Source organism: Rhodoferax sp. BLA1 (assembly GCF_013416775.1).
Taxonomy (GTDB): Bacteria; Pseudomonadota; Gammaproteobacteria; order Burkholderiales; family Burkholderiaceae_C; genus Rhodoferax.
Genome location: NZ_SZVI01000013.1, coordinates 448,193 through 469,884, shown reverse-complemented (window position 1 = coordinate 469,884; position 21,692 = coordinate 448,193). Strand labels below are relative to the sequence as shown.

Annotated in this window: 26 protein-coding genes; 4 read left to right on the top strand and 22 right to left on the bottom strand. The window is 59.8% G+C overall.

Annotation, left to right across the window (positions count from 1 at the left end; translation table 11 throughout):
• Positions 1-29 precede the first annotated feature (29 nt).
• Complete coding sequence (locus tag FDG13_RS17615; RefSeq protein ID WP_180131333.1) at positions 30-1,433, bottom strand: Fic family protein; 1,404 nt, start codon at positions 1,431-1,433, stop codon at positions 30-32.
• Between the two features lie 279 nt (positions 1,434-1,712).
• Entirely contained in the window at positions 1,713-3,167 is a 1,455-nt protein-coding gene (locus FDG13_RS17610) for a PLP-dependent aminotransferase family protein (protein WP_180131329.1), read from the bottom strand.
• A gap of 106 nt (positions 3,168-3,273) precedes the next feature.
• Here FDG13_RS17610 and FDG13_RS17605 point away from each other — a divergent pair, with 106 nt between their 5' ends.
• From FDG13_RS17605 to FDG13_RS17595, 3 genes are all read left to right on the top strand, one after another.
• The gene (locus tag FDG13_RS17605) at positions 3,274-3,729 is read left to right on the top strand and encodes a rhodanese-like domain-containing protein (protein WP_180131325.1); all 456 of its coding nucleotides are present in this window, start codon (positions 3,274-3,276) and stop codon (positions 3,727-3,729) included.
• The gene (locus FDG13_RS17600; RefSeq protein WP_180131322.1) at positions 3,717-4,196 is read left to right on the top strand and encodes a GNAT family N-acetyltransferase; all 480 of its coding nucleotides are present in this window, start codon (positions 3,717-3,719) and stop codon (positions 4,194-4,196) included. The genes FDG13_RS17605 and FDG13_RS17600 overlap by 13 nt, the downstream gene beginning before the upstream one ends.
• Positions 4,197-4,429: 233 nt before the next feature.
• The gene (locus FDG13_RS17595) at positions 4,430-5,002 is read left to right on the top strand and encodes a cold shock domain-containing protein (RefSeq protein ID WP_218942784.1); all 573 of its coding nucleotides are present in this window, start codon (positions 4,430-4,432) and stop codon (positions 5,000-5,002) included.
• Between the two features lie 102 nt (positions 5,003-5,104).
• Here the strand turns inward: FDG13_RS17595 and FDG13_RS17590 are convergent, their stop codons facing one another.
• The 7 genes from FDG13_RS17590 to FDG13_RS17560 form a co-directional block, all read right to left on the bottom strand.
• A complete protein-coding gene (locus FDG13_RS17590; protein ID WP_180131319.1) occupies positions 5,105-6,376 on the bottom strand; it encodes an RNA polymerase sigma factor in 1,272 nt (423 codons plus the stop codon).
• Between the two features lie 9 nt (positions 6,377-6,385).
• Positions 6,386-6,796, bottom strand: a complete 411-nt coding sequence (locus FDG13_RS17585) for a VOC family protein (protein ID WP_180131316.1) — start codon at positions 6,794-6,796, stop codon at positions 6,386-6,388.
• A gap of 33 nt (positions 6,797-6,829) precedes the next feature.
• The gene (locus tag FDG13_RS17580) at positions 6,830-7,252 is read right to left on the bottom strand and encodes a YciI family protein (RefSeq protein WP_180131313.1); all 423 of its coding nucleotides are present in this window, start codon (positions 7,250-7,252) and stop codon (positions 6,830-6,832) included.
• An 18-nt stretch (positions 7,253-7,270) separates the two neighbouring features.
• Positions 7,271-7,711, bottom strand: a complete 441-nt coding sequence (locus FDG13_RS17575; RefSeq protein ID WP_218942783.1) for a VOC family protein — start codon at positions 7,709-7,711, stop codon at positions 7,271-7,273.
• Positions 7,712-7,722: 11 nt separating this feature from the next.
• Complete coding sequence (locus tag FDG13_RS17570) at positions 7,723-8,166, bottom strand: SRPBCC domain-containing protein (RefSeq protein WP_180131310.1); 444 nt, start codon at positions 8,164-8,166, stop codon at positions 7,723-7,725.
• A gap of 143 nt (positions 8,167-8,309) precedes the next feature.
• Entirely contained in the window at positions 8,310-8,678 is a 369-nt protein-coding gene (locus tag FDG13_RS17565) for a YciI family protein (protein WP_180131307.1), read from the bottom strand.
• Between the two features lie 31 nt (positions 8,679-8,709).
• On the bottom strand, positions 8,710-9,657 hold the full coding sequence (locus tag FDG13_RS17560; RefSeq protein ID WP_180131303.1) for a LysR family transcriptional regulator: 948 nt from the start codon (positions 9,655-9,657) through the stop codon (positions 8,710-8,712).
• 106 nt (positions 9,658-9,763) lie between these two features.
• On the opposite strand from FDG13_RS17560, the gene FDG13_RS17555 reads away from it, so the two are divergent.
• Positions 9,764-10,528 (top strand): SDR family NAD(P)-dependent oxidoreductase, encoded by a 765-nt coding sequence (locus FDG13_RS17555; protein ID WP_180131300.1) that lies wholly within the window; start codon positions 9,764-9,766, stop codon positions 10,526-10,528.
• Here the strand turns inward: FDG13_RS17555 and FDG13_RS17550 are convergent.
• From FDG13_RS17550 to FDG13_RS17490, 13 genes are all read right to left on the bottom strand, one after another.
• Positions 10,525-11,193, bottom strand: a complete 669-nt coding sequence (locus FDG13_RS17550; protein ID WP_370528249.1) for a transcriptional regulator — start codon at positions 11,191-11,193, stop codon at positions 10,525-10,527. The genes FDG13_RS17555 and FDG13_RS17550 overlap by 4 nt on opposite strands.
• A gap of 135 nt (positions 11,194-11,328) precedes the next feature.
• Positions 11,329-11,796, bottom strand: coding sequence for a TerB family tellurite resistance protein (locus FDG13_RS17545; RefSeq protein ID WP_180131296.1), 468 nt, complete (start codon positions 11,794-11,796; stop codon positions 11,329-11,331).
• A gap of 56 nt (positions 11,797-11,852) precedes the next feature.
• Positions 11,853-12,494, bottom strand: coding sequence for a uridine kinase (gene udk, locus FDG13_RS17540; RefSeq protein WP_180131293.1), 642 nt, complete (start codon positions 12,492-12,494; stop codon positions 11,853-11,855).
• Positions 12,495-12,540: 46 nt separating this feature from the next.
• Positions 12,541-12,867 (bottom strand): hypothetical protein, encoded by a 327-nt coding sequence (locus tag FDG13_RS17535; protein ID WP_180131291.1) that lies wholly within the window; start codon positions 12,865-12,867, stop codon positions 12,541-12,543.
• 62 nt (positions 12,868-12,929) lie between these two features.
• Complete coding sequence (locus FDG13_RS17530) at positions 12,930-13,985, bottom strand: alkene reductase (RefSeq protein ID WP_180131288.1); 1,056 nt, start codon at positions 13,983-13,985, stop codon at positions 12,930-12,932.
• A 180-nt stretch (positions 13,986-14,165) separates the two neighbouring features.
• Positions 14,166-14,726 (bottom strand): DUF924 family protein, encoded by a 561-nt coding sequence (locus tag FDG13_RS17525; protein WP_370528248.1) that lies wholly within the window; start codon positions 14,724-14,726, stop codon positions 14,166-14,168.
• Between the two features lie 37 nt (positions 14,727-14,763).
• The gene (locus FDG13_RS17520; RefSeq protein WP_180131285.1) at positions 14,764-15,015 is read right to left on the bottom strand and encodes a DUF2442 domain-containing protein; all 252 of its coding nucleotides are present in this window, start codon (positions 15,013-15,015) and stop codon (positions 14,764-14,766) included.
• Positions 14,999-15,169 carry a DUF4160 domain-containing protein gene (locus tag FDG13_RS17515; RefSeq protein ID WP_255435366.1) on the bottom strand — a complete coding sequence of 57 codons (171 nt, stop codon included), beginning with the start codon at positions 15,167-15,169 and terminating at the stop codon, positions 14,999-15,001. The genes FDG13_RS17520 and FDG13_RS17515 overlap by 17 nt, the downstream gene beginning before the upstream one ends.
• A 259-nt stretch (positions 15,170-15,428) precedes the next feature.
• Complete coding sequence (locus FDG13_RS17510) at positions 15,429-16,208, bottom strand: nuclease-related domain-containing protein (protein WP_180131282.1); 780 nt, start codon at positions 16,206-16,208, stop codon at positions 15,429-15,431.
• Positions 16,209-16,261: 53 nt separating this feature from the next.
• Positions 16,262-17,143: a GIY-YIG nuclease family protein gene (locus FDG13_RS17505; protein ID WP_180131279.1), complete on the bottom strand. Its 882-nt coding sequence runs from the start codon at positions 17,141-17,143 to the stop codon at positions 16,262-16,264.
• A gap of 112 nt (positions 17,144-17,255) precedes the next feature.
• The gene (locus FDG13_RS17500; RefSeq protein ID WP_180131277.1) at positions 17,256-17,972 is read right to left on the bottom strand and encodes a phospholipase D family protein; all 717 of its coding nucleotides are present in this window, start codon (positions 17,970-17,972) and stop codon (positions 17,256-17,258) included.
• A gap of 60 nt (positions 17,973-18,032) precedes the next feature.
• Positions 18,033-19,850, bottom strand: a complete 1,818-nt coding sequence (locus FDG13_RS17495) for an ATP-dependent endonuclease (RefSeq protein WP_180131274.1) — start codon at positions 19,848-19,850, stop codon at positions 18,033-18,035.
• A gap of 3 nt (positions 19,851-19,853) precedes the next feature.
• Positions 19,854-21,683 (bottom strand): glutamine--tRNA ligase/YqeY domain fusion protein, encoded by a 1,830-nt coding sequence (locus FDG13_RS17490; RefSeq protein ID WP_180131271.1) that lies wholly within the window; start codon positions 21,681-21,683, stop codon positions 19,854-19,856.
• Between the last annotated feature and the right edge of the window lie 9 nt (positions 21,684-21,692).

The window sequence follows — 21,692 nt, the reverse complement described above, 5'->3', positions numbered from 1 at the left end:
TTATTCAATAAGGTCTGACAGCTATCAAATCAGGTTTTTTTTGTGTGCTGCTCTTGCCACGCTTCAAGCTCCAGTGGCCTGATGCCAAAACGGATGGCGTTGCCGGAGTGCAGAGACTGGAATTCCGCTAACACCAAGGCTACAAATGCTTCGGCATCCGCCTTGGCGACGCTGGCAGGCATCTGGGAGCGTATGGCCTCTGCTGTTGCTGCAGCGCCGCTACGCACGATCGCAGCCACCACTTGACTCAAGGCCTGTCGGTAGCGCAGACGAAAGATGTCTGGCGGCACCAGGGTTTGTTTCACCGCCACATATTGCTGGCAAGAGCGCTCGTAAGCCCACACAAACACATCGCGCAGCAGCTCAATGCGGTTCAACTCATAGACGCCGATCAGCGCATCCACATAGGCTTGCTGCGGCACGTCGATGAACGACAGCGGGCACAGGTTGTGGTGAATAAAGGGGATGTTTGCCGCCAACCGCGACACCCGTTTGTTCACATCCTCAAAGGGCTGCAGGTAGGGCAAATGCACCATCAGGAAAAACGCCTGCTCGAACGGGTCGGCGATCTCGGTCGCCATCTGAATGACGATGCCAAACAGCTCATCCAGGCGCTGCGGCAAGGCCACCGGCATGTAAACGCTGCCGCCGATCTCCACCGCACGATGCCGGATGCGACCGCAGGCACTGGGGTCGGCCATCAGACCGTCGGACAACAAGGCATGCAGGGCCAGCAGGGTGCCGGTGTTCAGAACCGCGTGTTCGGGGTCGCGCACCAGGTAGTTGATGGCCTCTTTGTGGTTCAGGATCATCTGCGTTTCCAGAGCATCCTTGCCGTCGGCGGCCTCGCCAAACTCGATCAGTCGCTCGGTATCCAGGCGGCTGTAGGTGTTGCCCTCCAATTGGGATGAGGCCCAGGACAGGTCAATCAGCAATCGGTTCAGGATGTCGCGGGCAAACGTGCCAGCTGGCGTTTGCTCTGCGGGTGAGCGGCCCAGGGCGTGAAGCTGATCGCGCAGGTTTTGCGGCAGATACGCGGTTTGATTGGGGTGGTATTGCTCCAGAAATCCCAGTTTGTAACCAACGGGCTGGCGCAAGTGGCGCGGCTGACGAACATAGGCTTTGATCTCTTCACCCTCTGGCGAGGTGGGGGCATAAGCCTCGGCAGTGAACTGCAGTCCAGGTGAGGGTGCTTGCAGTTTGGCCGCACCAAGGTTGACCGGTTGCGGCACCACATACCGCATCGCCCGTGCCTCACCTTGCGTTTGAATGCGCTTCTGCGCCACCAGCAAAGCCAGCCGTCGCTGCAAAGTGCGGCGTTGCAAACTGCCGCCCAGCGCCAGCAGCAGGGCATCAACGCTCATGCCGTCTGGCTGCTGGGCGATCAACGTGACGAGTTGATCAATTTCGTGCTGGGGTGTGAGTTTGGGCATGCGCGTCACCAAAAGTGCGGGTGTAGCGCAGTATCGCGTCACTTAAATTGACGCGCAAGCCTTATCGCGACAAATAAAGTGTCGCGATAGTGGTTAACGCGACAAATCAACGATCTGGGTGGGTTTGGGGTCGACAGACAGATCTTGCCTATCTGAGCTTGAAACTGGCCTATAGCCCTGTTGATAAAAGGGTAAGGATCTTCAAAAAGCGTAGCGTTTTGCTCCACCAAGCTGACACCTCGCCAGGGCAGCCCAAGCCACATGGCGGTCTGCCAGCCCTCACAGCACCCTCAGCTTGGCCAACTGACTGACGGCAGCTTCTATCTCCGCAGGCAATAGCGCCGCAAAGCCCAGCAGCCAGCCATCCAGCGCTGCAGGACCGGCATACAGGCTGCTCAGGCTTGGGGTGGCAATGCCGTGGCTGCTGGCCTGGCGGGTCAGTGGTGCTTCGGCGCCTGGTGGCAGCGTCACGCTGAGTTGCATGCCACCACTGCTGTTGAGCGGCTGTGCCCAGGGCAGATGGCGCGTGATCTGTTCCAGCAACACATCACGCCGGCTACGGTAGAGCTGGCGCATCAGGCGCAGGTGCGCCGCAAAATGCCCTTGCACCATGAAGTCTGCGGTGACGGCCTGGGCCAGTTGCGCCACATGGCCGTCGTACACACTGCGTGCGGTCACCATCGGCTGCACCAGTGCCTGTGGCAGCACGGCATAAGCGATGCGCAGGGACGGAAACAGGGTTTTGGAGAAGGTGCCGATGTAGATCACCCGTCCACCGTCGTCGAGCCCCTGCAGGCTGGGGGTGGGGCGACTGTCGTACAGAAACTCGCTGTCGTAGTCGTCTTCCACCAGCCAGCAGCCCGTGCGCCGGGCGTAGTCCACCAGCGCCAGGCGCCGCTGCAGGCTCAGGGTGTGGCCGGTGGGGTATTGGTGCGTGGGGGTGAGGTAGATCAATCGGGGCGCGGGCCCGGTGAAGTCGGGCACCAGGCCGTGTTCATCCACCGGCAGTGGCCGCAGTTGCGCGCCGCTGGCGGCAAAGGCGGTGCGGGCGCCACGGTAACCCGGGTTTTCCAGCCACACCAGCTCGCCCGGGTCCAGCAACAGGGTGGCCAGCAACTGCAACGCCTGTTGCGAACTGGTTAACACCAGCACCTGGGCGGCAGTGCAGCGCACCCCGCGGGAGGCCACCAGGTACTGGGCAATGGCCTCGCGCAGATCCTCACGCCCCTGCGGGTCGCCATACGCCATCAGCACCTGCGGTGTCTGGCGCAGGCGCTTGTTGGTGAGCTGGCGCCACAACGTGTGCGGAAAAGCCCGCAGGTCCGGGCTGCCCGCCGCAAAGGCCTGCAGCCGCAGTGGCTCCAGGCAGCCGCCGGTGTCCACCAAACCCTGGCCGCGTTGGGACAGCTGGGCCGGGGGCAGCAGGGCGCGGCTTGAGCGCGTTTGTGAGTGGGCCACAGAAGCTGCCTGCACCGCGACAAAGCTGCCTTTGCCGGTGCGTCGAAACACATAACCCTCAGCCTCCAGCTGCGCGTAAGCGGCTTCCACCGTGACCCGCGACAGTGCCAGGTCTTGTGCCAGCACCCGTGTAGCGGGCAGGCGGCTGCCCTGTGGCAGGGTACCGCTGCGCATGGCCTCACGCAGCGCCGCGCAGAGTTGCTCGCGCAGGCCCATGCCAGGGTGTGGTGCTGTTTCCATCAGGCCCAGCCACAGGCTGGGTTGGGTCGCTTTCATTGGTCTTATATGGTAGTCATTATTGGTATCAATGATAAGGCCGCCTATTTCTACACTGCCTGCATGGCCGCAAGGCTTTTGTTGTCACCCACCCGAGAACCACACCATGACCCAAGCTATTTCACAAGTTCTTGCCTATGCACCCGCCAGCCCCAGCCAGACCGCTGACTACATGCTGCACAAACTCAGCTTTCACGCAGACGCCTGGGACGTGGCCGAAGACCTGCGCAGCGGCGTGTCGGCTCTGGTGGTGATTGACACCCGCTCCGAGGCACTCTACGCCCAGGGCCATGTGCCCGGCGCCATCCACTTCCCGCACCGTCTGATGGACGCGGCCAACACCGCCGATCTGGACCGCAGCAAGGTGTATGTGACCTATTGCGACGGCATTGGCTGCAACGGCTCGACCAAAGGCGCCTACAAGCTGGCGGCTCTGGGTTTCACCGTCAAGGAAATGCTCGGTGGGCTGGACTTCTGGCGGCGCGACGGCCACCCGGTGGCCACTGGCAGCGCACCCGGTGTGATGCCTGCGGATGCACCTGCCATTGAATGCGCGTGTTAAACGCTGGCGCAGCGCCGCTTCAGTTGGTGCGCCCGGCCCAGCCCGCCGACGCCCAGCTATTGACCCCGCTGTGCGCCGCCCATGCAGACTTTGAGCGGCTGCCGTTTTGCGCCTACGGCCACAGCGAGCGCCTGCAGACCGCCCTGGTCAGCGGGCTGTTGCACGCCTGGCTGCTGGTGCAGGGCGGGGCGGCGGTGGGGTATGCCAGCGTCACGCTGGATTGGGCCACCCTGAGCGCGCACCGCTTTGCCCACCTGGACTGCCTCTACCTGCAGCCTGGTGCACGCGGTCAGGGCGGTGGGCAAGCGCTTATGTATGCGGTGCAGCTGTTTGCCCAATCACAAGCCTGTGTCGAGTTGCAATGGCAAACCCCTGCCTGGAACCATTCCGCGATCCACTTCTACGACCACCTGGGCGCCGCAGGGGTGGCCAAACAACGCTACACCTTGCCGCTCCCCCGAGACTGATGGCCGATGCCAACCGGGGCGTCGACACGGGGGCTTTTGTGGCGATTCGGCAGGGAGCCAATCCAAGTCGGGTTTGTCAGAAAATATGTGATCGAATTGGCCTCCAAGCCCATGTTCAAAAAGAGCAACATGCTACATAAGTAGTAGCAAATTGCCTGCCAAACCACCCTAGAATATTTCCAAAGAATCAAACAACACAGCGCCTTGGCGCTCGTGCAACGGGAGGGAAAACGATGGCTTCTGTGCGTTATCAGGGCAGGCTGCGCAAATGGAATACTGAGCGGGGCTACGGCTTCATCCTGGCGAGTGACAGTGGGCAAGATGTGTTTGTGCACATCAGCGCGTTCCCCCGTGATGGTCGGGTGCCTGTGGTCGATGATGAACTCACGTTTGAAGTGGAACCCGATGGCAAAGGCAAAAAGCATGCAGTGCGGGTGCAGCGCCTTGGTGCAGAGCCTCCCAGCGTCAGACCGCTGAGCCGTGCTCCCCAGACCACGTCATGGGCCAGTAAAACGATTGGACTGCTTGTGTTGGTGCTTGTGGGTTGGTACAGCTACAACCAATATGACAGACACAGGGCCCAGGTCAAGGCGGTGGCACTGTCGCCAGCGTTTGCCGCTCAGACGGCGCCAGCCCCCAGCCCACCCAGTGGGTTCAACTGCGATGGCCGCACACACTGCTCACAAATGACCTCGTGCAAAGAGGCCAAACTTTTCCTGAAAAACTGCCCAGGCGTTGAGATGGACGGCAACCACGACGGAGTGCCGTGTGAACAGCAATGGTGCACTTCACCGTGGGCTGATTAAACCGGCCAGACGCAACACAACTCTGTTAGAGGCTGAATTTGCCTCCAGCCCTTTCTGTGCAAGGGTAGATAGCTTCTAAAAAGGAAGCACCAACTGCAGCGCTCAGCCAGCCTGGTCTTGCGCCCGCTGCATCAGCAGCGCCCGTTCTTGGGCGTTGTTTGCCAGCGCCGCAGCGTGGTGCAGCGCTACTTGGGCCTCATCCTTGCGCCCGAGTTTTTGCAGCAGGTCGGCGTGTACGGCGTGCAGCAGGTGGTAAGACCGCAGGCTGCTGTCTTGCAACAGGCTGTCGACCAAAGCCAGGCCTGCGACCGGACCTTGGTGCATGGCCACCGCCACCGCGCGGTTGAGTTCTACAACCGGTGAGGGCGCTACCTGCATGAGTTGGGCGTAGAGCGCCGCTATACGCGCCCAGTCGGTCTCTTCGGCGGTGGGGGCACGGGCATGGCAGGCGGCGATACTGGCCTGCAAGGTGTAGCTGCCCGGCGCCTGGCCCAGGTGCTCGGCGCGCTCCAGCGCGGCCAGGCCACGGCGGATCAGCAGATGGTCCCAGCGGGCGCGGTTCTGGTGGTTAAGCAACACCGGCTTGCCCTGGGCGTCAGTGCGGGCCGCTGTGCGTGAGGCCTGTATTTCCATCAGCGCCACCAGGCCATGCACCTCGGCCTGATCGGGGGCCAGTTCGGCCAGCATGCGGCCCAGGCGCAGGGCCTCAGCGCACAGTTCCGGGCGCATCCAGTCGTCACCGCTGGTGGCGGTGTAACCCTCGTTGAAGATCAGGTAGACCACTTCGAGCACCGAGGCCAGGCGCTCGGCCAGCTGCGCGCCACGCGGCACCTCAAACGGCACCTGTGCATCGGCCAGTGTGCGTTTGGCGCGCACGATGCGCTGCGCGATGGTGGCTTCGGGCACCAGGAAGGCGCGGGCGATTTCATGGGTGCTCAGGCCGCCCAGCAGCTTGAGTGTGAGCGCCACCCGCGCGTCGCGTGGCAGCACCGGGTGACAGGCGGTGAAGATCAGACGCAACAGGTCGTCACCAATCTCGTCCTGCCGCACTGCGTCAAGCGTGTCCACAAAGTCGGGCACCACGTGGGCTTGCCGCGCCTGCAGGTCGTTGGCGATGTCGTTGTGCCTTGCCTCCACCATCAGGCGGTGGCGCAGCCAGTCCAGCGCGCGGTTGATGGCGGTGGTCATGAGCCAGGCAGCGGGCTTATCGGGCAGGCCGTTTTTGGGCCAGTGTTCCAGCGCGGCCACCAGGGCGTCTTGCGCCAGTTCCTCGGCCATGCCAATGTCGCGCACACGACGCGCCACCGCCGCAACGATGTGCGCTGACTCGATGCGCCAGACGGCGGCAAGGGTGTGGTGGACGGCGGAAGACACGCGCCGTTTCTACATCTGCGCGGGCGCTGCTGCTTCGTCCATCCAGAACACCTCCCACTGGTGACCGTCCAGGTCGGAAAAACCGTGCTGGACCATGAAGCCATGGTCCTGTCGCGCATTGGGTGTGGTGGCACCGGCGGCCACGGCTTTGGCGACCACTTCGTCGACCTCGGCGCGGCTGTCCACCGACAGTGCCAGCAGCACCTCGGTGGCCTGATGTGCGTCGCAAATTGGCTTCTTGGTGAAGCCCTGGAAGAAGGGCTCCACCAGCAGCATGGCGTAGAAGTTCTCACCTACCTCCAGGCAGGCGCCTTGTTCGTTGGTGAAACGCGGGTTGAAGCTCAGGCCCAGCGCCTGGAAGAAGGCTTTGGAGCGGGCCATGTCCTGGATGGGCAGATTGACGAAGATTTGTTTGAACACCTTGGGTTCTCCTGGTGGTGGGTGAGTCGGGGCTCAGGTTGTCTGACGGGCTTCCAACTGTTTGAACTTGTCCAGCGCGTCGCTCGGCGGAAACTCGTCGAGTTCAATGAGCTTGCGCAGCTCGATCACCGCCTCTTTGCCGCGCCCGGCGGGGTTGGGGAAACGGCGGCTCCATTCCAAGGCTTCGTCGCGCGAGCGCACCTGGATCAGTGTGTAGCCCGCGATCAGCTCCTTGGCCTCGGCAAATGGGCCGTCCACCACCCGCTGGCCAGAGGCGTCGTAGTGAATGCGCCAGCCGGTGCGGCTGGGGTGCAGGCCACTGCCGTCGAGTAACACACCCGCGCGCGCCAGCTCGTCGTGGTAGGCCGCCATCTCGGCCATGAGTTCTTCAGGCGCTTCTGGGGTGAGCTCGGCCTCGAACTCGGGGCAAGATTTGACGATGATCATGAATCGCATGGTGTTTTCCTTGGCAGTTCAGGCGGGGCAGTCGGGTGTGGCCATATTGGGCTGCAGCATGCTGTTGTGGTTGCCCTCGGTGTCGCAAAACACCACGTACTCGCCCACGCCAGGAATGGTCATGGGTTCACCGAGCACCGCGCCACCTGCTGTTGTCACCCGTTGCATGGCGGCGCGGATGTTCTCCACCGCGATCACCACTGAGGGGTGTTGCACCGGCCCGTCAGCCTGGAAGGGGAAGAGGCCACCGTTGATGGAGCCTAGCGCCGCCTCGGGTGGCATCGGTGGTCGCGCACCTGCAGGTGCGGTGTTGACCAGCAAGTAGTCGCCCATCTCGGGGCCCAGAAACTGGTGGGTCCAGCCGAAGGCGGCGGCGTAAAACTGCGCGGCGCGTTCGCGGTCCTTGTACGGCATTTCAAAATGCACAACGGAACACATGGGAACGGTGACGGTACTCATGGGCTTCTCCTTCAGGTGGGGGTTTCACAGATGGTCTTGAGGGACTGCAGCGCCTTGGGCCAGGTCTGCGCCATCCAGTCCTCGCCAGCGCCGCAGTCGTCGCAGTCAACACGCAAGCGGGTGCCGCCCGCCTCGGCGGTGAAGCTGTAGTTTTCAAAACACGGTGCCCAGGCGCCCGCCGCGTCGCTGGTGGTGTCTTCCACACCCTCTTTAATCATGCCCAGGTGCCGGATCGAGACGAACTCCCCCGGCCGGTTCGCCGCGATTTCGGCCACCATGCCCGCGCCTTGCGGGCCTAGAAAACGCATTGTCTGGCCTTCGTCCCACGAACCTTCAAAACGTGAGCCTTCGCAGAAGGCGGCGGTCCAGCGCTCGTAGGTGGGCGACTGCAGCATGGTGGCCCACACCTGCTTGGGCGGGGCGTGGATGAGGATGTCGAAATGCAGGGTGGTCATGGGGCACTCCAAAGTGGTTGACGCGGGCGGTGGCGGGCTTGCCGTGCCTTGCGTGAAGCCGGTTCAGTGGCTTCTATGGGTACGACGAAACAGACCGGGCGTTTTCGACAGCACCCATCTCAGTACAAACCCTAGCCGTCAGGTCAAGCCTGGCTGTCGTCGTAACAGGGCGCGAGTGCGCGCACCTCCACCGTGGCCCACTCGGCCGCCGGGCATAACCGGGCAAGGGCCACCGCCTCGTCCAGGCTGGCGCAGTCGACCATAAAAAAGCCGCCCACCATTTCCTTGGCCTCAGAAAACGGGCCGTCCAGCACGCGGCTGTTGCCGCCCACCCCACTCACGCGCACCGCGCTGGCCTGTGACGCCAGCGACTCCATCGCCAGCAACTTGCCTTGCTGGCGCAGGCCTTCGCCAAAGCGCTGCATACGGGCGTAAACCTCGCGGCCCTGCGCCTCGGTGCGGGTGGCACGCTGGGTTGGCGGCTCAATCATCAGGAGCATGTAGGCAGGCATAACTTACCTCTCAAGGTGCAAAACGGCCATGCTACACAGGATTTGTTGAGGGACTAGGCCGTGGGCCATCACCCGACTCATCCAGGTAATCCAGCAGCACACCGTGCAACCAGTCCATCACGACCCGCACGCGGGTCGAGAGGTTGCGGCGGTTGGCGTAGACCAGCGCCAAGGGCATGGGCGGTGCGGGCCAGTCGGGCAGCACCTCGACCAGCTGGCCCTGTTCAATCAGTTCCCGCACCCCGACAAACGGCACCTGGATCAGCCCCAGGCCCGCCAGGCAGGCCGCCTGATACGCCTCGGCATTGTTCACGGTAACCGGGCCGGGCATGGGCAGGCTACGGTCCTCACCCGCCTCGGAGTAGTCAAAACCGGTGGGTTTGGCACCCAGTGTGGCGGTGTAAATCACCTGGGTGTGCCGGGCCAGATCTGACAGGCTCTGTGGCACACCGCAGCGCGCGATGTAGGCCGGGCTCACGCAGTTGGCCATGCGCATGGCACCCACGGGCCGCGTGATCAGCCCGGGGTCTGTCACCGGGCCGGCGCGCACCACACAGTCAAAGCCCTCGCGCACCAGGTCCACCCGCCGCTCGGTGCTGCTGATTTCCAACTGCAGCTGGGAGTGTTGTTGTACCAACTCTGGCAAACGCGGCAACACCGCTTGCCGGGCGACAACGGTTGACATGTCCAGCCGCACTCGCCCCTTCAAAGGGTTGGCACGTTGCAGCTGAAACATGGTCTGCAACTCGTCCATGTCGGCCAGGGCGTCTTTGCAGCGCTCGTAAAACGACTGGCCGTCGTTGGTGAGCACGACCTTGCGGGTGGTGCGGTGCAACAGGCGCACACCCAGCTGGTTTTCCAACTGCTGCACAGCGTTGGACACACTGGCCTTGGGCAAACCCAGGCTGTCGGCCGCCTGGGTAAAGCTCGACAACTCGGCCACCCGCGCAAAGATGTTCATCTGGTCTAAAAAGCTCATTGTTCAATTTTAGAGAACAAACAAATCGTAATACCCCTATTTATCTGGATGAAGTTGATCAATAGACTTCGTTTCCATCACAACCTAACTACAAAGGAAACACACCATGTCGACATCACCCTCCATCGTTTTGGTCACCGGCGGCAGCCGTGGGCTGGGCAAAAGCACCGCATTGCACCTGGCCAAACAAGGCCACGGCGTGATCCTCACCTACCGCAGCAAACAGGCCGAGGCCGCCGAAGTGGTTGCACAGATCGAGGCTCTAGGCCAGAAGGCCGTGGCGCTGCCGCTTGACGTGTCGGACAGCAGCAGCTTTGCCGCCTTTGCCACCCAGGTGCGTGACGCGTTGCTGGCGCAGTGGGGCAGCAGCACCTTCCATGCGTTGATCAACAACGCCGGCACCGGCGCCCACGCCAGCCTGATGGACACCACCGAAGCCCAGTTTGATGACATGGTCAACATCCATCTGAAAGGCGTTTTCTTCTTGACGCAAAAACTGCTGCCGCTGATGGCCGACGGTGGCCGGATCGTCAACCTGTCTTCCGGGCTGACCCGTTTTGCCTTGCCTGGCTACGCGGCCTACGCCGCGATGAAAGGCGCGGTAGAGGTGTTGACCCGCTACATGGCCAAAGAACTCGGACCACGCGGCATTGCCGTCAACACCGTGGCGCCAGGCGCCATTGCCACCGACTTTGGCGGCGGCGCTGTGCGCGACACACCGCAGCTCAATGCTTTCGTCGCATCCCAAACCGCGTTGGGCCGGGTGGGTGAGGCCGACGACATTGGCGCCATGGTGGCCTCGCTGGTGTCAGCCGACAACCGCTGGGTCAACGCGCAGCGTATTGAGGTGTCGGGGGGGATGTTTGTTTAAGCGCTGGGTGCATGGATTTGCTCCTCGCTGCCAATCAGCCAAATTTTGGGTTGCTGCAACACGCGGGTGACAAAGGCGCTGTCTTGCGCCACACGTTTGTCCCAATCCGACCGGGTGTAAAGCGTGGGGTTGACCTTGCGGCCAAGTGACAAGCTTGCATCCTCCAGCGCGCCAAACACCTCCCCATAAGTCAGGCTGGCGCTAACGATCATCACGTCCACATCACTCTGCGCCTTGTCTTGCTGCAGCGCCACCGAGCCATAAACAAACGCAAAGTCGATTTGCGCCGCCAGCGGGCTGAGCGCGTTGCGCAGCACATCGGCCAGCCCCATGGTTTTGAGCACCAGAGCGCGCAACTCGGTAAACACCGGTGTATTGGCGTTGGCCTGGTAGTGCTTTTGGTTGCCTTGTTTGCTGACGGTCAGCAGCCCAGACTCCGACAGACTGGCCAACTCTCGCTGCACCGCGCCTGTGCCCGAAGCCGCCAGCGCTATCAACTCGTTGGCGTAAAAGCTGCGGTCAGGCGCACCAAACAGCACAGCCAATATCCGCTGGCGCACCTTGGGGAAAAGGGCGTCGGCAAGAGATGGTGACTCGGTGGGACGGATGGCAATACCCATATTGGGTTTGATCATGCCCGAATTGGGGTTTTCGAGGGCTTGCATGTGCAGGCTCTCCGCGCACGATCACCATGACCAATCTGTCAAGCTGACTAAATCTCCGCGTGCTTATATGAAAAACCTGCCTCTAGCCCTTATCTGATAAGGGTATATAGCTCTGATAAATAGAGCAAATGCGGTTCAGTCCTGGCGCTGTGCGGCCTCTTTGGCGCGCATCTTGGCAACGATGTAGTCACCGTGGGTCACGTGCAGCAGACCCGCCACCTTGCTGATGAGGTGGTTTTCATTGGCGTCCAGCGCGCCATCTGCATAGGCTACTTGCCACATGTACTCCACCACCTGGATTTTTTCGGCCTGGGTGAAGTCGTCGTTCATGGCGCTAGTGAAGTGAAAGTAGTCGTTGGCGCGCTGGGCGGTTTGCTCGGCTTGTGCCAACAACTGTGTCAGGGCCGCTTCGTCCAGCGCAAAACGCTGGCGCAAGGTGGCCAGTGTCTGGTCGCGTTCGGCCGCGCTGATGTTGGCATCCGCGCGCATCACCTCCACCATCAAGACCGCCGTGGCGAGTTGCAGGCGCTGCGACCGACTTGGGCCAGCGGCCTCGTCGGGCATGAAAAAACTGGTCAGCAGGTTTTTGAAAGGGGTGAGCATGGTGAAGGTGGTGTCCGTTTGGCGATGGCTGGTAAGAGCCCAGCGCTGCAGGGTGTTTAGGCCCGCCCCAGATCGTGGATCAGGGTTTTGACTTTGGTGGTGATGATGTCCACCGCCGGGTCGTTGGCGCCGTGGGGCAGGATCACGTCGGCGCGGCGTTTGGTGGGTTCGATGAACTGTTTGTGCATCGGGCGCACGGTGGCCATGTACTGGTTGATCACGCTCTCTGCCGTGCGGCCGCGCTCGGCCATGTCGCGCTGCAGGCGGCGGATAAAACGCACGTCGGGCGCGGTGTCCACAAAAATCTTGAGCGACATCATCTTGCGCAGGTCGGCGTCATACAGCGCAAACAGGCCTTCCACCACAATCACCGGCGCGGGTTGCAGGGTGATGGTCTGGCTGGCGCGGTTGTGCGCGGTGAAGTCGTAGGTGGGCATCTCGATGGGCTCGCCACGGCGAAGCGCCTGCAGGTGCTGCATCATCAGCGGCCAGTCAAACGCATCGGGGTGGTCGTAATTGGTTTTGCGCCGCTCCTCGGGCGACATCTCGGTCTGGTCCAGGTAGTAGTCGTCCTGGTACAAAACGGTGGCCATGTCCGGGCCAACGGAGGCCAGCACCTGGCGTGTGACCGTCGACTTGCCACTGCCGCTGCCCCCTGCAACACCGATCACGAAGGGTTTGTGGTTTGTTTTGGGCATACGTTCTCCGGGTCCAGGTGCAAAGCCTGCGAGTTTACAAGCCGCCTCAGGCCTGCCAGACACCAAACCCGGCCGAACGCAGGTCAATGCCGATCTCGATCTCACGGTCTACCGCGTCTTCGTAGCGCATCGGGTTAAAGCCCTCAAACAAATCGGGCAGCAGGCGCAGGCCGTAACGCTGCACAAAACGGTTGGCCTGGATGCCCGCCTTGTGTTTGTCAAAACGCACATCCGGGTCCAGCCCGGTCATGCCCACATACACACAGGGCTTGCCGTCGATGTAGTTCGGGTTGCTTTTGCGAAAACGGGGCTCCAGCAGCACGTCTGGAGAGAGTTCAACCACATAAACGTGGTGGTGCTTGCGGCGGGGCATGGCGTGGGCGAGAGTGGTTGCCGCCATGATAGTGGCACGCGGGCCGCCCCGCCGCAGGGGGCTTAGAGCGTGGGGTAGTCGGTATACCCCTTGGCGCCGGGCGTGTAGAAAGTGCTGGCGTCGGGCGCGTTCAAAGCGGCACCCGCCTGGATGCGCGCGGGCAGGTCCGGGTTGGCCAGGAAGCTGGTGCCAAAGGCCACCGCATCGAGCTTGCCGTCGGTGATGGCTTGGGTGGCCTCGTCGGCGGTGTAGCCCATGTTGCCAACCAGCACACCTTTGTACTTGTCGCGTGCCACCGTCATCACATCACCCTGTTGCACACCAAAGAAGTCGGCGCGCATCAGGTGCAAATAGGCCAGTTGGTAGGCATTGAGCTTGTCGGCCAGGTAGCTGGTCAGCCCGATCGGGTCGCTGTCGATCATGCTGTTGAAGCTGTTCATTGGCGACAGGCGCAGGCCCACGCGGTCCGCACCAATGGCGCCGGTCACTGCCGTCAACACCTCAAACAGGAAACGTGCGCGCTTCTCCATCGAGCCGCCGTAGCCGTCGGTGCGCTGGTTGGCGCCATCACGCAGGAACTGGTCGATCAGGTAACCATTGGCGCCGTGCACCTCCACACCGTCAAAACCCGCCTCGATGGCGTTTTTGGCACCCTGGGCAAAGCCCGCGACGATGGCCGGAATCTCGGCCTCGGTCAGCACACGGGCGGGCGCGTAGGGCACCTTGCCCTTGGGCGTGTGGATCTCGCCCTCAATCGGCACGGCGGTGGACGACACGCTGGCCTGGCCACCGTTGATGTCCTCATGCGCCGCGCGCCCGCTGTGCCAGATCTGCAAAAAGATGCGCCCGCCTTTGGCGTGGACGGCGGCGGTGGTTTTCTTCCAGCCTTCGATCTGCTCGGCAGAGTAAATGCCAGGCTCGGCCACAAAGGCCGAGGTGTTGGGCAGCACCATGGTGCACTCGGTGATCAGCAGGCCGCCGCTGGCGCGCTGGGCGTAGTACTCGGCCATCAGCTCGTTGGGCTGGTGCTCTGAGCCAGCGCGGGTGCGGGTGAGGGGGGCAAGCAATATGCGGTTGGGCAGCGTGAGGTGGCCAACTTGCAAGGGGGTAAACAGCATGGTGAATGTCCGGTGAGTCAAAAGGGTGGACCTTAGCACCGCAGCCCATTCACGGCGCCGCAGCGGGCGAATGCTGTTTGCGCTAGCTAAAGGTCAGGCTTTGTATGCCAAATTGGCCTCTAGCCCTTTTTTTATAAGGGCAAGCAGCTACAAAAGCCGCAGCGTTTTGACGGCGCTAACTTAAAACGACGACCCCGGCTCACTCAGAAAAGCCAGTTCCTCGGCGCTGGAGGTGCGGCCCAGAATGGCATTGCGATGCGGGTAACGGCCAAAGCGGTCAATGATGGCCTGGTGCTGCAACTCGTAGCGCAGGGCGTCTTCCAGACCCGGCTGCGAAAACAGCGCCACGGCCTGGGTGTGCACCAGCGCGGATTCGCTGTGCATATAGGGCATGTAGGCAAACCTGCGCTGCGCCAGCGGCAGGTTGCGGTCTTGTCCACGCGCCACCAGCTCTTGCGCCAGGGTCAGCGCCAGCGCGTCCTGCGCAAAAGCGCGCGGCGTGTCGCGGTACACATTGCGCGAGAACTGGTCCAGCACGATGATCTCTGCCAGCCGCCCCGCAGCCGAGGCGCGCCAGGCCGCCAACTCACCCCGCGCAGCCGCCTCCAGCGTGGCGCCAAAGCGCTTGCGAATGGCGGCGTCCAGCGCAGCGTCTTTGGCAAATTGCTGCTGCGGACTTAACTCGTTGAACCAGAAACTGAGGATGTTGGTGGCTTGCATGGGCGCGAGGATAGCGCGCATAGCCAGCGGCTGACCTAGGGTCTACGCCAATCTGCACTTAGACTGTCAGTTGCTTGCTGTGCCTGGACAGATCCGGTTGCCCAGCCAGTAGGCCTGCGATGGAAATATCTTCGTCCAATGCATCCCAGTGCAAACCACCTTTGCTCAGCTCGACCTGGGCAAGCTGCACAGGTGTCGCCTCCATCAAGCGAGGAAACCAAGCCAGAGGTGCTGCGATGGTGCGGCCGTCTGAGAGGCTGACCCACAAGGTGTCTTCATCAAACCGGACGGCTTTAGGCGAAGTGATCATTCCAGGTCCTTTCAATCAGATCTTTGTTTGTTATGACGGCATCTCGTAACTCGCGCAGTGTTCGAGCGTCAAAACCATCACTGTCTGCAAGATAAACAGTCGGAGTCAACCAAAACTTGGCCTCTCCCTCTGCACCACGTACATGGATATGCATAGCCTCACGCGGGTTCCCTTCATTTGAATAGAAGAAAAAGCGAAAAGATTTGTAGCGAAACACGACAGGCATAGGCTGGAGTTTAGCGGCGTCAAACGATTTGGTGCTAAATCGACCCCTGGCCCTCATACAGATTGCACTAGATGCTTCTAATAGAGTAGCAAAAATCTAGTGGTTAGCGCGCATGCCGCTGTCCAGAACGGGTCATTCGATTAAAGGGGAAATCGAGCCCCGGTCTTTTGTTTGCCTGTTGCCCGAGCTACTTTTCCATCCGCGCTCTGATATAGCTTCGCAATGCTGATGCCATGGCTTGCACTTCTTCGCGGGAATGACGTTCTGGCTCGTTTTCGATGAACTTGCTCAGCGCCTTGACTTCCAGAACCCATGCACCTGCAGCTTGGTAATCGAACCGCTCGACAAACCAGCCAGGGAAGACCACCACCGGCCATACCCGTACGTTGAATTGACTTTCGGCCAGAAAACTACGCAACCAACCTGCTTGAGCCTTGGCCTGAACGATGGGGTTTCGTTCAATAACGAAACCGTTGGCTCGCACGACGCCATTCACCACCGTGACCTTGCATTCACCCCGAAGCGGTTTTGTGTGCGTTTTGGTTTCAACTGTGAAGACACCTTGAGGTCCGATCAGAACGTGGTCCACATTGGCGTCCCCGTTGGGAACATCGTGAAAGACGAAAAAGTTGGACGTTCTAAACCACTCCAGATACTGCGCCACAACGCGCTCGCCATCACGGCCCAGCTTGAGTTGCTGGACTCGCTTGCGTGTTCGTAACACCTTGAATACGGCATAACCAGTCATCACAACGGCAAAAATGGAATAAATCCATGGGGAGGGTGGACTGTTTGTCAAATATCGAAACCACTCCAAGCACGCGATGATGGTTGTGAACAACGCAACCAGCATTGGAGACAGCATGTGGTCATAACGGACCTCGTCTAGTTCTTCATCCAGTGATTGGCCTGCAACCCGCAAAGCGGGTGTTCGATCCAATGGCGAACGTTTAGTTTTTGTTGCCATGCGTTTCTTGCCTTTGCTGCTTCGGCAGGTTTGATTGATAGCAAACCATTGACTCAGGTCGAAGATGTCAAGAGTTGCCGCTTCGCCCCATCCAGCGTTTGCCCTTGCTCAGTCTTCCATTCCATCCAGCCATTGGCCGAGCGGCCCAGCACCGCAATAGCAGCCATGCTGGGGCTGGAGAAGAGGTAGTCCCGGGTGAAAACATACTGCTTGCCTTGTGGTTGCAGCACACCATCGGTGACGAGTTGCTCGCGGAATCGCTCTTGTGATGTGCCTTTGATCGATGCCACGTTGTCTATGCGGGCAGTGGAATTTTTGTAAACCACAAAACCTTCAGCGGTGTACTCCCCCACGCCATTGGCATCGGGGCCTTTGCAGTAGAACAACTCGGGCGGTGCTGTTTGGCCACTGCCAGTAGTTGCCATGGCAGTCAATGGCTCGAAGATCGGTTGCCCCAAGGTTGCCAACAAGGTGGCCGCTGTCTCATGTATCTCATGGCAATCGGCTTGCAGTGGCGCGGGGGTGTAGGGCTGTGAGCCGGTGTTGCCGTTCTCCAGGCTGTAGCGTCCGGCCTTGGTGGCCTCTGCGATGGCAAACCACTCCAGAAACAGTGCGTGTGTTTGCGTCAAGCTATTGGTGAGCGAAATGATCACCAGCGCCCGGTTCCAGAAGTCCTTGTTCTGGTTGTGCTGCGCCAATCGGTTGCCCATACAGCCAGACTGGCCGATGTAGACACGTGGCAAGCCAGCATCCGATAAATCGCCCATCAAAAAGTAGACGCCCACCTGCTGCGCCTCGGGCAACTTCAAAAAGTCCGCCAACTGGCTGCGTGGCACTTCGATGACTCGAACAATACGCGTGGTTATCTCTGCGACCCGCATACCGCGTGGGTCACCAGCGGGGAGGTAGATCTGGATGGTTTGGGGGCGGGGCATAGTGGTGTCGGCTTTTGCCAGAGTAGCTTGGGGATTTATAAGAAATGTGGCTCTAGCCATTTTTCAATAAGGGCTAGCAGCTGCAATTAATGTAGCTAATTGATGGCACAAATCAGTGCAGTTGAAAGTCCTGCGGCCACAAGAAGTACGGTCCAAATCGACCCTTGGCTACGAACTCAACACCGGCTGCCTCACCCTTGGGCGTGACGACATGTTTGTCGCCGTTCAATGCCAAGTAACCATGTTGTGTGGCGTGGCTCAACAGGTCGGCGGCTTTCATGCCCAGCTTTTGCGCCAGCTTACCGGAGGGCAACTTGTCGTTTGTGGCGTCAGCCTCGTCACTGGTATCCGTTGGCGCGGCGGTGGCGGCGGGTTCGTTGGTGACGCGCTCCAATGAAATACGCACTTCTTCGCTGATACGGATGATGCGCTGCGCCTCTTCGTAGGCATCTTTGTAGAGCTGGCTGTCTTCACTGCGCTGGATCAGGATGCCCATCTCGTTGTTGTTCACCTGGCTGAACTCGTACAGATTCAGGCTGGTGATGATGCACAACTCTTCATTCATGTAGCACTTGGCGTGCAGGTTTTTGCAGAAGCTGGTGCGGATGTAGGTCAGGCCTCGCAGCCATTCAATTTCTTGTGGCTGCAACTCGCTTTTGCCGTAGACGATACGCACGTCGATCTTCAGCCGGTTTTTGTCGGCCAGCAGCTCTTTCATGCGGTCGTTGAGCTTGAGGAAGGGGCTGATCAGGATCAGGCGGTCAGACGCGCCTTTGATTAATTCTTCGAGGAAGTAGTTGGTTGCGCTGGTATTTAGAAACTTAGCCATTGGTTTTCTTCCGTTCTTTTAAATCTCTCCGGTCATTGACGCGGTCAATGCAACAGACTATTAGAAAATTGAGCTTGGCCCCTTGTCTCCGATTTCAAAGATGCTCCTTAAAAACGAACGTAGTGGAGCAAGATACTCCGGGTCATTCTCAAGAAGCCATTCCACGAGGGTTGGGACATCACGAGTTTTTCGGAACTCCAACTTAGCCTCTGATAATTCAGAAAACACAGCTTTCAGTACTTTCGCTCCATCGACTTCAGCAGCATCTGCGCTGCCGATGTTTCTGGTCAGCGAACTGCCAACGTCTTCGATGTTTGTTGAAAGATCCAACACCGCCAAAGTAGCGACGATGGCTTGTGGATGAAGAAGGTAGTTTTCCAACATTCGCCTATCAAGAAATCTCAGCTTTCCCTTTGAGCCAGCTTCAGTTTTCCTGCGATGTTCTTCGCTGTGCGTTTCCCCATCCAACAAAATGCAAACCATTGGCGGAACCAATGCTGATGATGTCGAAAGCCGCTCGTAGAGTTGGGCCACCTCGTCGGGTTCGACGCCTTTTTTGGAGAAGGTGCCTGTGCGCTCTACGCGCAATACAGAGGTGCCAGCAGCAATTTCTGGGCAAGCCCAACGCAGCAAATCCGGCATGACGAGTTCTTCTGTCTGCCCTTCGACCCACAAGACGCGGTCTTTCGCGTGAAGATCAGTCATGCGAATACCCAGTTCAGCAAGGTTGCTGCGAAGGAGGTGCAGGTCTTTATGTCCAACCTGTCGTACTGTGGTTGCTATTCCGTCAAAGTCAAGAAAAGAGATGGTTTTGGTATTGACTGCCGTGAGTACGTCGGCTGAATGGGCCGTCAAGATGAACTGATGCTGTTTACCTTCGGCCTCCAAAATTGCCAGTAATTCACGCAAAGCGCGAGGATGCAAAAAGGCGTTGGGCTCATCGATGGCGATGACCTGTGGTTCCCGGGACGTCAGTACAACGTAGAGCATAGCAATCACATTGCCGATGCCAGCCCCCATTCTTGCCAACGGGATCGAGAGATCATCGCGTCGCGATTCAGGAATGTGTGGCAGACAACGCAGCTCAAAGTTCCCACCATTTGGCGGTGCCTGCACCCACTTCACACTTGGGAAAATACGATTAACCCAACCGCAGAGCATTTTGTGGCCGTGTGCATCATTGGTTTGAAGATGGTTGATGCAGTAAGGCAGTGTGATTGCTTCGCGATCCAGAGCGGGCGAGCCTTGTGCAGCGCATTGCGCGCCAGGTCGTCGTTGAGCGGTAAATCGATAAATGCGCGGCTTGAAAAACTGCGCATACTGTCCAGCAATGCTGTTTACCCCAGCAGTATTTGCGATTTGAATATCAAGCGCTGGTTGTGATGGGTTGTACTGGAGCAAGGCAGCAAGCACAGGTAAGTTGCTGTTTCTACTTGCCATCCCTTGGATCAAATCATTTCCAACAACGGTTACTCTTTCTAAACCGTGACCGAAACTCGAAATAAGCCGCAGAGACGTATTTGCGTCGGCAAAATTCCGTATGGATTCAGCGGCGCCATTCCCGGCAAACTGAAGAGCCATCTGTGTGACTGGCAGATATAACTGTGACGCGCCAGTCAACTGCCAAAGCTCGTTGAAGTTTGTAGCTAAGGTTACCTCGAACTCTGACAGCAGATTATTTTTTCCGCCAAACTCTGGGATTGTTCGCTCGGAGCGATGTGGTTCGCTGAGACCGAACTCTAGATCAATGACATCCAAAACCGTGGTTTTGCCAGCATTGTTGGCGCCGACCAGTAAATTAAATCCTGGTTCCCAATTGAGAGTCTGTCGCTCGTGAATGCTTTTGTAATTTGTGATTTCGACAGACTGGATGTACATAGGCTATTTACCCCAACTATCCCTCAACCCCACCGCCAAGTTAAACACCGGCTTGTTACCTAGCACGTGATCCACCCGATCCGCCACAAAGTACCCATGCCGCTCAAATTGGAAGTTATGGCCCGCTGCGGCGTTGGCCAGTGAGGGCTCGACGATCGCGGTGATGACTTTCAGGCTGTTGGGGTTCAGGCTTTCCAGGTAGTCTTTGCCGCCCGCGTCGGGCTGGGCGTCCAGGAACAGGCGGTCGTACATACGCACTTCGGCGTTGACGCCATCGGCCACGCCCACCCAGGTGATGGCGGCTTTGACCTTGACGCTGTCGCTGCCGGGGGTGCCGCTTTTGGTGTCGGGCACCAGAGTGGCCAGCACTTCGGTGATGCTGCCGCTAGCGTCTTTGGTGCAGCCGGTGCATTCGATCACATAGCCGCCTTTCAGGCGCACCTTGTTGCCGGGGAAGAGGCGTTTGTAGCCCTTGGGTGGCACTTCTTCAAAGTCTTCGCGCTCAATCCACACTTCTTTGCCAATCGTGAAGTGGCGTGTGGGGCTTTCCACACCTTCGGGTGGGTGGGGCAGGGCGGGCTGGGTGCAGGGCTCCAGGTGGCCAGCGCCCATGACCTCGTCCCAGTTGGTCAGCACCAGTTTCACCGGGTTCAGCACCGCAAAACCGCGGTGGGCTTTGAGCTCCAGGTCTTCGCGCAGGCAGCCTTCCAGGGTGCTGTAGTCGATCCAGCTGTCGCTCTTGGTCACGCCAATGCGTTCGGCAAAGGCTTGGATCGCGGCGGGGGTGTAGCCCCGGCGGCGCAGGCCGACGATGGTGGGCATGCGCGGGTCGTCCCAGCCGTTGACTTTTTTCTCGTTCACCAGTGCAGCCAGCTTGCGTTTGCTGGTGATCACATAGGTGAGGTTCAGGCGGGCAAATTCGTACTGGTGCGGCGCGGGCGCGGCCAGCAGGCCACCTTCACACAAGCGGTCCATCAGCCAGTCGTAAAACGGGCGCTGGTCTTCAAACTCCAGCGTGCAGATGCTGTGGGTGATCTGCTCCAGCGCGTCTTCAATCGGGTGGGCAAAGGTGTACATCGGGTAGATGCACCATTTGTTGCCGGTGTTGTGGTGTTCGGCGTGTTTGATGCGGTAGATGGCCGGGTCGCGCATGTTGATGTTGGGGCTGGCCATGTCGATTTTTGCTCGCAAGACCATAGCGCCGTCTTCATATTTACCGTCGCGCATCTCGCGAAAACGTGCCAGGTTCTCGGCCGTTGTGCGGTTGCGGAACGGGCTGTCAACACCGGGTTTGCCAAAGTCGCCGCGGTTGGCGCGCATTTGTTCGGGTGTTTGTTCGTCCACATAGGCCAGGCCCGCTTCAATCAGGTATTCCGCTGCGCGGTACATGAAGTCGAAGTAGTCGCTGGCCTGGTAGGGCGCGGCGTCTGGTGCGCCGTTCCAGTCAAAGCCCAGCCATTTGATGGCGTCAACAATGCTGTTGACGTATTCAATGTCTTCTTTTTCGGGGTTGGTGTCGTCAAAGCGCAGGTGGCACACGCCGTTGTAGTCGCGCGCCAGGCCAAAGTTGATGCAAATGCTTTTGGCGTGGCCCACATGTAAGTAACCATTGGGTTCGGGCGGGAAACGGGTGCGGATTTTGGCTGGGTCGGGCGCGCCTTGGGCGTGGTGGGCGGCGTCGCCCGGGCTGCCAGCCCAGCGGCGGGATGCGTAGGTGCCTTTTTCGAGGTCAGATTCGATGATCTGGCGCAGAAAGTTGCTGGATTTGGTGGTGTCTGGGGCTGCGGCGCTGTTGGCTGCGGCGGTGGAGGCTGGGTGGGAAGGATGGCTCATACCAGCCAT

Coding starts and splice junctions, on each gene's coding strand:
- FDG13_RS17615 (WP_180131333.1), bottom strand. CDS start 1,433: ATGCCCAAACTCACACCCCAGCACGAAATTGATCAACTCGTCACGTTG.
- FDG13_RS17610 (WP_180131329.1), bottom strand. CDS start 3,167: ATGAAAGCGACCCAACCCAGCCTGTGGCTGGGCCTGATGGAAACAGCA.
- FDG13_RS17605 (WP_180131325.1), top strand. CDS start 3,274: ATGACCCAAGCTATTTCACAAGTTCTTGCCTATGCACCCGCCAGCCCC.
- FDG13_RS17600 (WP_180131322.1), top strand. CDS start 3,717: ATGCGCGTGTTAAACGCTGGCGCAGCGCCGCTTCAGTTGGTGCGCCCG.
- FDG13_RS17595 (WP_218942784.1), top strand. CDS start 4,430: ATGGCTTCTGTGCGTTATCAGGGCAGGCTGCGCAAATGGAATACTGAG.
- FDG13_RS17580 (WP_180131313.1), bottom strand. CDS start 7,252: ATGCGATTCATGATCATCGTCAAATCTTGCCCCGAGTTCGAGGCCGAG.
- FDG13_RS17575 (WP_218942783.1), bottom strand. CDS start 7,711: ATGAGTACCGTCACCGTTCCCATGTGTTCCGTTGTGCATTTTGAAATG.
- FDG13_RS17570 (WP_180131310.1), bottom strand. CDS start 8,166: ATGACCACCCTGCATTTCGACATCCTCATCCACGCCCCGCCCAAGCAG.
- FDG13_RS17565 (WP_180131307.1), bottom strand. CDS start 8,678: ATGCCTGCCTACATGCTCCTGATGATTGAGCCGCCAACCCAGCGTGCC.
- FDG13_RS17560 (WP_180131303.1), bottom strand. CDS start 9,657: ATGAGCTTTTTAGACCAGATGAACATCTTTGCGCGGGTGGCCGAGTTG.
- FDG13_RS17555 (WP_180131300.1), top strand. CDS start 9,764: ATGTCGACATCACCCTCCATCGTTTTGGTCACCGGCGGCAGCCGTGGG.
- FDG13_RS17550 (WP_370528249.1), bottom strand. CDS start 11,193: ATGCAAGCCCTCGAAAACCCCAATTCGGGCATGATCAAACCCAATATG.
- FDG13_RS17545 (WP_180131296.1), bottom strand. CDS start 11,796: ATGCTCACCCCTTTCAAAAACCTGCTGACCAGTTTTTTCATGCCCGAC.
- udk (WP_180131293.1), bottom strand. CDS start 12,494: ATGCCCAAAACAAACCACAAACCCTTCGTGATCGGTGTTGCAGGGGGC.
- FDG13_RS17535 (WP_180131291.1), bottom strand. CDS start 12,867: ATGCCCCGCCGCAAGCACCACCACGTTTATGTGGTTGAACTCTCTCCA.
- FDG13_RS17530 (WP_180131288.1), bottom strand. CDS start 13,985: ATGCTGTTTACCCCCTTGCAAGTTGGCCACCTCACGCTGCCCAACCGC.
- FDG13_RS17525 (WP_370528248.1), bottom strand. CDS start 14,726: ATGCGCGCTATCCTCGCGCCCATGCAAGCCACCAACATCCTCAGTTTC.
- FDG13_RS17520 (WP_180131285.1), bottom strand. CDS start 15,015: ATGATCACTTCGCCTAAAGCCGTCCGGTTTGATGAAGACACCTTGTGG.
- FDG13_RS17515 (WP_255435366.1), bottom strand. CDS start 15,169: ATGCATATCCATGTACGTGGTGCAGAGGGAGAGGCCAAGTTTTGGTTG.
- FDG13_RS17510 (WP_180131282.1), bottom strand. CDS start 16,208: ATGGCAACAAAAACTAAACGTTCGCCATTGGATCGAACACCCGCTTTG.
- FDG13_RS17505 (WP_180131279.1), bottom strand. CDS start 17,143: ATGCCCCGCCCCCAAACCATCCAGATCTACCTCCCCGCTGGTGACCCA.
- FDG13_RS17500 (WP_180131277.1), bottom strand. CDS start 17,972: ATGGCTAAGTTTCTAAATACCAGCGCAACCAACTACTTCCTCGAAGAA.
- FDG13_RS17495 (WP_180131274.1), bottom strand. CDS start 19,850: ATGTACATCCAGTCTGTCGAAATCACAAATTACAAAAGCATTCACGAG.
- FDG13_RS17490 (WP_180131271.1), bottom strand. CDS start 21,683: ATGAGCCATCCTTCCCACCCAGCCTCCACCGCCGCAGCCAACAGCGCC.